Source organism: Pseudomonas lactis (assembly GCF_001439845.1).
In the GTDB taxonomy this organism is placed as follows: domain Bacteria; phylum Pseudomonadota; class Gammaproteobacteria; order Pseudomonadales; family Pseudomonadaceae; genus Aquipseudomonas; species Aquipseudomonas lactis.
The window spans coordinates 100,514-111,691 of record NZ_JYLO01000016.1; the positions used below are offsets into that span (position 1 = coordinate 100,514).

At 58.3% G+C, this 11,178-nt stretch carries 10 protein-coding genes; 1 reads left to right on the forward strand and 9 read right to left on the reverse strand.

Translation table 11 applies throughout. From position 1 onward, the window contains the following. The 3 genes from htpG to TX24_RS25440 all read right to left on the reverse strand — a co-directional run bounded on the left by htpG (position 1) and on the right by TX24_RS25440 (position 2,920). Positions 1-1,905 carry a molecular chaperone HtpG gene (gene htpG / locus TX24_RS25430; protein ID WP_057711607.1) on the reverse strand — a complete coding sequence of 635 codons (1,905 nt, stop codon included), beginning with the start codon at positions 1,903-1,905 and terminating at the stop codon, positions 1-3. An 89-nt stretch (positions 1,906-1,994) separates the two neighbouring features. Then, positions 1,995-2,447: a PaaI family thioesterase gene (locus TX24_RS25435; RefSeq protein ID WP_003190021.1), complete on the reverse strand. Its 453-nt coding sequence runs from the start codon at positions 2,445-2,447 to the stop codon at positions 1,995-1,997. After that, positions 2,444-2,920, reverse strand: coding sequence for a PaaI family thioesterase (locus tag TX24_RS25440; protein WP_003190020.1), 477 nt, complete (start codon positions 2,918-2,920; stop codon positions 2,444-2,446). The genes TX24_RS25435 and TX24_RS25440 overlap by 4 nt, the downstream gene beginning before the upstream one ends. 157 nt (positions 2,921-3,077) lie before the next feature. Between TX24_RS25440 and TX24_RS25445 the strand changes: the two genes are divergently transcribed. Then, on the forward strand, positions 3,078-3,335 hold the full coding sequence (locus tag TX24_RS25445; RefSeq protein ID WP_003190018.1) for a hypothetical protein: 258 nt from the start codon (positions 3,078-3,080) through the stop codon (positions 3,333-3,335). An 84-nt stretch (positions 3,336-3,419) separates the two neighbouring features. Here TX24_RS25445 and TX24_RS25450 read toward each other — a convergent pair whose 3' ends face one another. The 6 genes from TX24_RS25450 to odhB form a co-directional block, all read right to left on the reverse strand. Continuing rightward, positions 3,420-4,160 (reverse strand): DUF599 domain-containing protein, encoded by a 741-nt coding sequence (locus TX24_RS25450; protein ID WP_034135182.1) that lies wholly within the window; start codon positions 4,158-4,160, stop codon positions 3,420-3,422. A 257-nt stretch (positions 4,161-4,417) separates the two neighbouring features. Next, positions 4,418-5,731, reverse strand: a complete 1,314-nt coding sequence (brnQ, locus tag TX24_RS25455; protein WP_003190014.1) for a branched-chain amino acid transport system II carrier protein — start codon at positions 5,729-5,731, stop codon at positions 4,418-4,420. 427 nt (positions 5,732-6,158) lie between these two features. Continuing rightward, entirely contained in the window at positions 6,159-7,040 is an 882-nt protein-coding gene (gene sucD, locus TX24_RS25460) for a succinate--CoA ligase subunit alpha (RefSeq protein WP_003190013.1), read from the reverse strand. Continuing rightward, positions 7,040-8,206: an ADP-forming succinate--CoA ligase subunit beta gene (gene sucC, locus TX24_RS25465; protein WP_003190011.1), complete on the reverse strand. Its 1,167-nt coding sequence runs from the start codon at positions 8,204-8,206 to the stop codon at positions 7,040-7,042. The genes sucD and sucC overlap by 1 nt, the downstream gene beginning before the upstream one ends. A 204-nt stretch (positions 8,207-8,410) precedes the next feature. Next, on the reverse strand, positions 8,411-9,847 hold the full coding sequence (lpdA, locus tag TX24_RS25470) for a dihydrolipoyl dehydrogenase (protein WP_003190010.1): 1,437 nt from the start codon (positions 9,845-9,847) through the stop codon (positions 8,411-8,413). 99 nt (positions 9,848-9,946) lie between these two features. Further along, entirely contained in the window at positions 9,947-11,167 is a 1,221-nt protein-coding gene (gene odhB / locus TX24_RS25475) for a 2-oxoglutarate dehydrogenase complex dihydrolipoyllysine-residue succinyltransferase (RefSeq protein ID WP_003190009.1), read from the reverse strand. Positions 11,168-11,178: the final 11 nt, after the last annotated feature.

Genomic DNA, 11,178 nt, shown 5'->3' on the forward strand with positions numbered 1-11,178 from the left:
TTAAACCGACAATTCAACCAACAGCTTGTTCAGTCGGCGCACATACGCGGCCGGGTCCTTCAAGCTGTCGCCGGCTGCCAGGGCGGCCTGGTCGAAGAGGATGTGCGACAGGTCACCAAACCGCTCTTCGCTCTGCTCGCCATCGAGTTTCTCGATCAGCGGGTGAGACGGGTTGAATTCGAAGATCGGCTTGGAATCCGGCACTTTCTGGCCGCTGGCTTCCAGGATCTGGCGCATCTGCATGCCCAGGTCCTGCTCGCCGATGGCCAGGATCGCAGGAGAGTCGGTCAGGCGGTGGGAAACCCGCACTTCACTCACCGCTTCGCCCAGGGAAGCCTTGATGCGCTCAACCAGGCCCTCTTTAGACTTGGCGACTTCTTCGGCTTCTTTCTTCTCTTCTTCGGAGTCCAGGTTACCCAGGTCCAGGTCACCACGGGTCACGTCGACGAAGGTTTTGCCGTCGAACTCGGTGAGGTAGCTCATCAGCCACTCATCGATACGGTCGGTCAGCAGCAGCACTTCGATGCCTTTCTTGCGGAACACTTCCAGGTGCGGGCTGTTCTTGACCTGAGCGTAGGTTTCGCCGGTCAGGTAGTAGATCTTGTCCTGACCTTCCTTGGCACGTGCCAGGTAATCAGCCAGGGACACAACCTGCTCGCCATCTTCGCCTTGAGTCGAGGCAAAACGCAGCAAACCGGCAATCTTTTCCTTGTTGGCAAAATCTTCTGCCGGGCCTTCTTTCATGACCTGGCCGAAGTTTTTCCAGAAGCTCTTGTATTGCTCAGGCTCGTTCTTCGCCAGCTTTTCCAGCATGTCGAGCACGCGCTTGGTCAGCGCCGACTTCATGGAGTCGATAATCGGGTCTTTCTGCAGAATTTCCCGCGACACGTTCAGCGACAGGTCGTTGGAGTCGACCACACCTTTGATAAAGCGCAGGTACAGCGGCAGGAAGGATTCCGCCTGGTCCATCACGAACACGCGCTGTACGTAGAGCTTCAGGCCTTTTGGCGCTTCACGCTGGTACAGGTCGAACGGAGCACGGGCCGGGACGTAGAGCAGCGAGCTGTATTCGAGCTTGCCTTCAACCTTGTTGTGGCTCCAGCTCAGCGGGTTCTCGTAATCGTGCCCGATGTGCTTGTAGAACTCCTGGTATTCCTCGTCCTTGATCTCGGTACGCGGACGGGTCCACAGGGCGCTGGCGCGGTTGACGGTTTCCCACTCCACCGCTGGGGCTTCTTCGCCTTCGGCAACGGTCTGTTCCTTGGGCAACTCGATCGGCAACGCGATGTGGTCGGAGTACTTCTTGATGATGTTGCGCAGGCGCCAGCCATCGGCGAATTCGTCTTCACCGGCTTTCAGGTGCAGCACGATGCGCGTGCCACGGTCAGCCTTGTCGATCGTGGCGATTTCGAATTCGCCTTCGCCCTTGGAGGCCCAGTGCACGCCTTCGCTGGCGTCGAGGCCGGCGCGGCGGCTGAAGACTTCAACCTTGTCGGCGACGATGAAGGCCGAATAGAAGCCCACGCCGAATTGGCCGATCAGGTGAGAGTCTTTTTTCTGGTCGCCCGACAGGTTCTTCATGAAATCTGCGGTGCCGGACTTGGCGATGGTTCCCAGGTGGGTGATCGCATCGTCGCGGCTCATGCCGATACCGTTGTCTTCGAGGGTGACGGTCTTGGCGTCTTTGTCGTAGCTCACACGGATCTTCAGTTCCGCGCCGCCTTCCAGCAACTCAGGCTTGGACAGGGCTTCGAAACGTAATTTGTCGACAGCGTCAGAGGCGTTCGAGATCAATTCGCGAAGGAAAATTTCCTTGTTGGAATACAGCGAATGGATCATGAGGTGCAGCAGTTGCTTCACCTCGGTCTGGAAGCCCAGGGTTTCCTTTTGAGTTTCCACACTCATGGTCATCAAACTCCAATTGGATGGCAGTGGCCGCGCCCGAAAGGGTTGGCGGCGGGTTGTCATCAAAGTTGGGGGCTCAGGCCAGGATTTCAAGGGCGGGCCAATTCCTCAATCTTGAAATGTGCCCGGGCGGTGGCAATCGGTTCGGCCGCAGTGCTCTGCCAGGCGGTAATCGCAACGTTGGCCACGCGCCGGCCCTGGCGCCATACCTGGCACTTGGCATAGGTGTCACGAAACTGGCCGGCGCGCAGGTAATCCAGGGAGAAGTCGATGATTTTCGGCAGGCCCGGAGCGCCCGTAAACACCATCAGATGCAGGGCGGCTGCCAACTCCATGAAGCCGGCGATCACCCCGCCATGCAACGCTGGCAATATGGGGTTACCAATATTGTCCTTGTTGGCCGGCAGGCGAAACAGCAACTCATCCCCCAGACGGGTGCATTCGATGCCGATCAGCCTGGCATAGGGCACCAACTCGAGCAGCGCGTCATAGTTGCCACGATCGTGGGCTTGCTCCAGACGGGTCTTGAACCGATGCGTCATGCCTGCTCTCCCTTGATGACCGTGCCCAAGCCTTGGGTGCCTTTGAGGCGCTTGCCCATGCGCATGAACGTGCCCACCACATGGGCAATAGGTTGTTGCGGGTCATCCTGATAGGCGACGCCACGGGTGAAGATCACATCGGTGGTCACCCGGTAGCATTGCGCGAAGCCATACACCGGCTTATGGGGTTCGGCGGGATGCATGTAGTCGATGCGCAGGTCCAGGGTGGGGCACACTTCGAACTCGGGCAGTACGCACAAGGTCGCCATGCCACAGGCGGTGTCCATCAACGAGGTGAGCGCGCCGCCATGGATCACCCCGCTCAGGGGGTCACCGACGATATGCGGCCCATACGGCAGTACGAGGGTCATGCCCTCCTCGCTGGCTTGATGAACACTCACCCCCAGCACCTGGCAATGGCGCAGGGCCGAAACAAAGCGCGTGGCACGCTCTAACAACGGGTTTTCGGTCATTGTTTTTAGACTCTTATTAGTGTGAATTCGGCGGATGGGAATGGCTGGGTAAAGTTCCTGTACGAAACATGCTATATATCTGTGGGACATAAGGAACTAATACTGGCCCCTTGGGTTCGAAAGGCCAGTAGATATCTTCAATAAGGAGAAACACCCCATGCGTAAGACATTAGCTATTTCCATGATGCTGGCCGCTGCTCTCGGTCTGGCTGCCTGCGACAAGAAATCCGAAGACAAAGCCCAAGACGCTGCTGCACATTCTGAGCAAGCTCAGCAAGATATGGCTAAAGCACAGGATAAAGTGAACGACGCTGCGAAAGAAAACGCCGAAGCTGCCAAAGCTCAAGCCGAATCGAACGAAGCTGCTGCAAAAGAAGCTGCACCTGCCGCACCAGCAGAACCTGCCAAGCAGTAATCGCTGGGTTTAAAGCTGTATTGCAGCAAAAAGAAAGCCCGCTGACTAAGCGGGCTTTTCTTTGTCTGCGATTTACTGCCAGCGCTACGATGCACCCTCTTTTGCAGCCTCGACTGCTGGCATATCGGTCGGGGTATACACCATCACCTGCAATACATCGGAATGGAACTCGCGGCGGTACAGCACCAGCACCACCCCGCTACTCATCAACATGAACAACCAGGGGCTGACAAACCAGGCCAGCATGGTCATGCCGAAGTAATAGGCGCGCAGGCCAAAGTTGAACTGGTTGGCCGCCATCGAAATCACTCGCGCCGCCCGCAAAGCAAACGCCTTGCGCTCCTGCTCCGACACGTGCCGTTCACCGATCATAGGCGCCGAGCCCACCAGTACCGCCGCGAAGTTGTACTGGCGCATGCACCAGCTGAAGGTAAAAAAGGCGTAGACGAACACCAATGCCAGGCACAGCAATTTGATCTCCGACATACCCTGGGATGCCTGCTGCACCATGGGAATGTCCGCCAGCAATGACACTGCGCGTTCCGAAGCCCCCAGCACCGTGAGAATACCGGCGAGGATGATCAAAGTGCTGGAGGCGAAGAAGGAGGCATTGCGCTCCAGGTTACCGATCACACTGGCGTCGGCGATACGGTTGTCGCGCAGCAGCATGCGGCGCATCCAGTCTTCACGGTACAGGTGCAACACGCTGGCCAGGCACGCCGTGTCCCGGGCTTTCCACGTTGCGTAACGGGTGTAGCCGCCCCAGCAGATGACAAACCAGAGCGCGGCAAGCAGGTGGATCCAATTGGCTTCAACGAACGACATGCGGGTCCTTGTACACAGGATGATAGGGCCGACACGGTCCAAATGTGGGAGCTGGCTTGCCTGCGATAGCGTCTTTGCAGTCACCACCGCGCACAACCGATGTGCCGCCATCGCAGCCAAGCCAGTTCCCACACCGACCAGTGTTTTCAACTTGAGATTTTTGACGCCATCCCCAAAAAAAAGACACTGCCATCGACTCAAAAAAAATGCCCCGTATCGTTTGATACGGGGCATTTCAGCACAGCACGAACCGCGTGTTACGCGATAGCTTCGCTGCGCTTGCCCAGCATACGGTCAATCACCACGGCCACGACCAGCGTCATCACCGACGGCACCAGCCACGCCAAGCCTTGTTCGCTCAACGGCAGGTTTACCAGTTGCGTAGGCATCCAACCCGCCAGGCCCGCGCCCTTGAGTGCGTCGATGCAGCCAAAGATGAACGACACCAGCATCACCGGGCCGACAATACGGCCCTGTTCCTGCCAGAACCCTTTGCAGAAGCTCAGGGCCACCAACACGATGCACGGCGGGTAGATCGCGGTCAGCACCGGGATCGAGAAGGCGATCAGTTTAGTCAGGCCCAGGTTGGACACAAACAGCGAGAACAGCGCCAGGATCACCACCAGGGTCTTGTAGGACAGCGGCAGGATCTTGCTGAAGTACTCGGCGCAGGCACAGGTCAGGCCTACGGCAGTCACCAGGCACGCCAGGGAGATCAGCACGGCGAGGAAGCCACTGCCCAGGGAGCCAAACGTGTATTGCACGTAGGCGTGCAGCACCGCCGCGCCATTGCTGGCTCCCGCGGCCACGGCATGGCTGCCCGAACCCAGGCGGAACAGGCTGACGTACACCAGCGCCAGGCCCACACCGGCAATCAGCCCTGCAATGATCGCGTAGCGGGTGATCAGCTTGGGCGACTCGACGCCACGGGAGCGGATCGCGTTGACGATCACAATGCCGAACACCAGCGCGCCCAGGGTATCCATGGTCAGGTAACCATTGATAAAGCCTTGGGAGAATGGCGCGGCAACGTATTCCGGCGTGGCAACCCCTACCTCACCCGCAGGCAAGGCAAACGCAGCGATGCCGAGAATGGCCAGGGCGATGATTTTCAGCGGCGCCAGGAAACGGCCCACGGTGTCCAGCAATCGACCTGGGTACAGGGAGACAAAGAACACCACCAAGAAATACACCGAACTGTAGAGGAACAGCGCCAACGGGCTTTCACCGGTCAAGGGCGCCAAGCCCACTTCAAACGACACGGTTGCGGTGCGCGGGGTCGCAAACAGCGGGCCCACGGCTAGGTAGGCCGCTGCCGCCAGCAGGCCACCGGCGATCTTGCCAATCGGGCTGCTCAGCGCATCCATGCCACCACCGACCTTGGCCAGGGCGATCACGGTGACCACTGGCAAGCCGACCGCAGTGATCAGAAAGCCCAGCGCCGCCATCCACACATGCGGCCCGGACTGCAAACCAACGATAGGCGGGAAGATGATGTTGCCGGCGCCCACGAACAGGGCAAAGGTCATAAAGCCCAGCGCCAGGATATCCTGGCTTTTCAACACTTTCATTTGAGGAAATACCACACTACTGAATCGGAATTTAGAGAGGGCTTCCCTATGGATGAGGGAAATGCTGCCGGCCCTTGTGGGGACCGACCGGTCTAGCGCGCAGCTTCCTTTTGGGACGCGGACGCATAAAGAGGCGGCTAGAGTACAGAATTAGCCTGACAAACGCACTGTTGCGGGGCGGACTGTCCGATAAGCGACATTTCAATGTCGCGTTTTCATACTTAATTGGGCAATACACAACCCTGTGGGAGCTGGCTTGCCTGCGATAGCATCGACTCGGTTTGGCTGATGCACCGAGGTGTCTGCATCGCAGGCAAGCCAGCTCCCACATTGAACCGGTACATCCCCAAATCTGCGTATACCCAGAATGCACAAAGGCCACCCGAAGGTGGCCTTTGTGGGGTGAAGCGTCAGCTAAGCGCGAGGCTTACTTGACAGCCCAACCAGTCAGCTCAGCCAGGGCCTTGCCGATGTCTGCCAGCGAACGCACGGTTTTAACGCCTGCGTCTTGCAGTGCAGCGAATTTCTCGTCTGCAGTGCCTTTGCCGCCAGAGATGATTGCGCCAGCATGGCCCATGCGCTTGCCCGCAGGGGCAGTCACACCAGCGATGTAGGAAACAACCGGCTTGGTCACGTGGGCCTTGATGTAGGCAGCCGCTTCTTCTTCAGCCGAACCGCCGATCTCACCGATCATTACGATCGCTTCGGTCTTCGGGTCTTCCTGGAACAGCTTCAGGATGTCGATGAAGTTGGAGCCTGGGATCGGGTCACCGCCGATGCCGACGCAAGTCGACTGACCGAAACCGGCGTCAGTGGTCTGCTTCACAGCTTCGTAGGTCAGGGTGCCGGAACGGGAAACGATACCGACTTTACCTGGCAAGTGAATGTGACCTGGCATGATGCCGATCTTGCATTCGCCTGGAGTGATCACGCCTGGGCAGTTAGGGCCGATCAGGACTACGCCCAGCTCGTCGCACTTAACTTTAGCGTCCAGCATGTCCAGGGTAGGAATGCCTTCGGTGATGCAGACGATCAGCTTGATGCCGCCGAATGCTGCTTCCAGGATCGAGTCCTTGCAGAAAGGAGCTGGAACGTAGATCACGCTGGCGGTGGCGCCAGTGGCTTCTACGGCTTCTTTCACGGTGTTGAACACGGGCAGGCCCAGGTGCTCGGTGCCGCCTTTGCCAGGAGTTACGCCGCCAACCATCTGGGTGCCGTACTCGATGGCTTGCTGGGTGTGGAAACTACCTTGCGAACCGGTAATACCCTGGCAGATAACTTTGGTGTCTTTATTGATCAGGACGCTCATTACTTGCCCTCCGCAGCTTTGACAACTTGTTGAGCAGCGTCGGTCAGGCTGGTAGCCGCGATGATGTTCAAACCGCTTTCTGCCAGTACTTTAGCGCCCAGTTCAGCGTTGTTACCTTCGAGGCGAACAACAACCGGGATTTTAACGCCGACTTCTTTCACTGCACCGATGATGCCTTCGGCAATCATGTCGCAACGAACGATGCCGCCGAAGATGTTGACCAGTACTGCAGCGACGTTGGAGTCGGACAGGATGATCTTGAACGCTTCGGTAACGCGTTCCTTGGTAGCGCCACCACCTACGTCGAGGAAGTTGGCTGGCTTGCCGCCATGCAGGTTGACGATGTCCATGGTACCCATGGCCAGGCCAGCACCGTTGACCATGCAGCCGATGTTGCCTTCCAGGGCTACGTAGTTCAGTTCGAACTTGGCAGCGTGCGCTTCGCGCGGATCGTCTTGCGACGGATCGTGGAAAGTCTTCAGCTTAGGCTGACGGTACATGGCGTTGGCGTCGATGTTGATCTTGGCATCGAGGCAGTGCAGATCGCCGTCAGCCTTGATCACCAGCGGGTTCACTTCCAGCAGGGCCAGATCGTGATCCTGGAACAGTTTGGCCAGACCAACGAAGATTTTGGCGAACTGGGCAACTTGCTTGCCTTCCAGGCCCAGCTGGAAAGCCAGCTCGCGACCCTGGAATGGCTGTGCGCCAACCAGTGGATCGATAGTGGCCTTCAGAATTTTTTCTGGGGTTTCGTGAGCGATTTTCTCGATGTCCACGCCACCTTCGGTGGAAGCCATGAACACGATGCGACGGCTCGAACGGTCAACGACAGCGCCCAGGTACAGCTCTTTAGCGATATCAGTGCACGATTCAACCAGGATCTTGGTGACTGGTTGGCCATTGGCATCAGTCTGGTAAGTCACCAGACGCTTGCCCAGCCACTGCTGTGCGAAGGCCTTGGCGTCTTCTTTGCTGCGAACCAGCTTAACGCCGCCCGCTTTACCGCGACCACCGGCGTGGACCTGGGCTTTGACAACCCACTCGCTGCCGCCGATTTTGTCGCAAGCTTCTGCTGCTGCTTCCGGGGTGTCTACTGCGTAGCCCTTGGAAACTGGCAGGCCGTATTCAGCGAACAGCTGCTTACCCTGATACTCGTGAAGATTCATGCTTTTTACCGTCTTCGTTAGGTACTGCGCATTCGGCGCTGCGCTCATTATGAGTGCCGCGCCACCTGTGACTGCTGCTTGCGCAACTTGCGGGGCTTATGGCCCGTAAAGCTGCACAAGGCTGCGTCCAGCGGATATTCCGCGGTGAGTCTTGCGCGCAAGGCTCACGACGGGCAACTCCGCCGTGGTTTCTTATTATCTCGCTTAGCGCTTCTTGCGGTTGGCGATGTGGATGGCGCCGCCATTCACTGCCAACGCGGCTTCGTGCAACGCTTCGGACAGGGTCGGATGGGAGAAGACCATCATGCCCAGGTCCTCGGCACTGGTGCCGAATTCCATGCCGATTGCGCCTTGCTGAACCAGTTCTGCAGCGCTTGGGCCAATCACGTGGACGCCCAATACGCGGTCAGTCTTGGCATCAGCGATGACTTTGACAAAACCACCGGTGTCGTTAGCTGCCATGGCACGGCCAGAAGCGGCAAACGGGAAGGTGCCGACGTTAACTTCAACGCCTTCAGCTTTCAACTGCTGTTCGTTCTTGCCGACCCATGCAATTTCCGGGTGGGTGTAGATAACCGATGGGATCAGGTCGTAGTTCATCTGGGTCTTGTGACCCTTGATGCGCTCAACGACCATGATGCCCTCTTCGGAAGCCTTGTGGGCCAGCATCATGCCACGAACCACGTCGCCAATGGCATAGACGCCAGGCACGGTGGTAGCGCAATGATCGTCAACGTGGATGAAACCACGTTCGTCGATGTTCACGCCGCTGTCGGAAGCCAGCAGGTCGTTGGTCACTGGGCGGCGGCCCACGGCAACGATCAGCTTGTCGAAAGTGATGGTCTGCTCGCCGTCTTTATCGGTGTAGGTCACTACGACTTCTTCGCCGTTGACCTTCGAACCGGTCACACGGGCGCCGAGCTTGATGTCCAGACCTTGTTTGGTCAGGGTTTTCAGCGCTTCCTTGGACACCGCGGTGTCGGCAGCCAGCAGGAACGTGTCCAGGGCTTCCAGCACGGTGACTTCAGCGCCCAGACGCGACCATACCGAACCCAGCTCCAGACCGATCACGCCAGCGCCGATCACGCCCAGGCGCTTAGGTACGGCTTGGAATTCCAGGGCGCCGGTCGAATCAACGATCACGTTGTTATCAACAGGTGCAGGTGGAATGTCGATTGGACGCGAACCTGGGGCCAGGATCACGTTTTCGGCTTCGATGACTTCAACCGAACCGTCTGGCTTGGTGACTTCAACTTTCTTGCCGGCCAGCAGCTTGCCGTGGCCTTGAATCGAAGTCACGCCGTTGGCCTTGAACAAGGTGGCAACGCCGGAAGTCAGGCCTTTGACGATGTTGGCTTTACGGCCGACCATGGCTGGCACGTCCATGGTCACGCCAGCATGGTTGATGCCGTGGATCGCGAAGCCGTCTTGGGCTTCGTGGAATTTCCAGGAGCTGTCCAGCAGCGCCTTGGACGGAATGCAACCTACGTTCAGGCAAGTACCGCCCAACGCCAGTTTGCCTTCCTTGTCGGTGTATTTTTCGATGCAAGCAGTGGAAAGGCCCAGTTGCGCGGCCTTGATGGCGGCAACATAGCCGCCAGGGCCTGCACCAATCACTACAACGTCAAATTTCTGTGTCATGAAAATAGATCCTCTATTTGCGACAAGCTTCTAGTCACACGTTGCAAGCCAAGCTGCTTTTTCCTACAGCTTGCAGCTCGCAACGTGCAACTGCTTCTATCAGATGTCCAGGAGCAGGCGAGCCGGGTCTTCCAGCAGGTTCTTGATGGTCACCAGGAACGTCACGGCTTCTTTACCGTCGATCAGGCGGTGATCGTAAGACAGTGCCAGGTACATCATTGGGCGGATCACGACTTGGCCGTTGATGGCCATCGGACGCTGGATGATGTTGTGCATGCCCAGGATCGCGGCTTGCGGTGGGTTGACGATCGGCGTCGACATCATCGAACCGAAGGTACCACCGTTGGTGATGGTGAAGGTACCGCCGGTCATCTCGTCGATGGTCAGCTTGCCGTCACGGGCTTTCTTGCCGAAGCCAGCGATGCCGCCTTCGATTTCGGCCAGGCTCATCAGCTCGGCGTTACGCAGGACTGGAACCACCAGGCCGCGGTCGCTGGAGACGGCAACGCCGATATCCGAGTAGCCGTGGTAAACGATGTCGCCGCCGTCGATGGAAGCGTTGACTGCCGGGAAGCGCTTCAGCGCTTCGGTGGCCGCTTTCACGAAGAACGACATGAAGCCCAGGCGCACGCCGTTGTGGGACTTCTCGAACAGGTCCTTGTACTTCGAACGCAGGGCCATGACTTCGGTCATGTCGACTTCGTTGAAGGTGGTCAGCATCGCCATGTTCGACTGAGCTTCAACCAGGCGCTTGGCCACGGTGGCACGTACACGAGTCATCGGTACGCGCTTCTCGGTGCGGTCGCCAGCGGCAAACACAGGCGCAGCGGCAGCAGGCGCTGCAGCCTTGGCAGGTGCGGCAGCCGGAGCGTTCTTCTTGGCTTCAACGGCGGCAACCACGTCTTCCTTCGTCACACGGCCATCTTTGCCGGTGCCCTTGATGGAAGCCAGGTTGATGCCGTTTTCTTCAGCCAGTTGACGCGCAGCCGGTGCAGCGATTGGGTCTTCGCCACCCGCAGCCGGTGCAGCAGGGGCAGAAGCAGCCGGTGCAGCGGCAGCAGGAGCAGGAGCGGCAGCAGCGCTGCCCTCTTCGATCGAACCCAGTACCTGGTTCGACAGAACGGTAGCGCCCTCTTCAGCAACGATCGCGCCCAGCACGCCGTCAGCTTCGGCCAACACTTCCAGAACGACTTTGTCGGTCTCGATGTCGACGATCAGGTCGTCACGCTTGACGGCCTCGCCTGGTTTCTTGTGCCAGGTGGCAACGGTGCCATCGGCAACCGATTCCGGGAATGACGGGGCTTTGATTTCGATAGCCATTATCTGTAGGT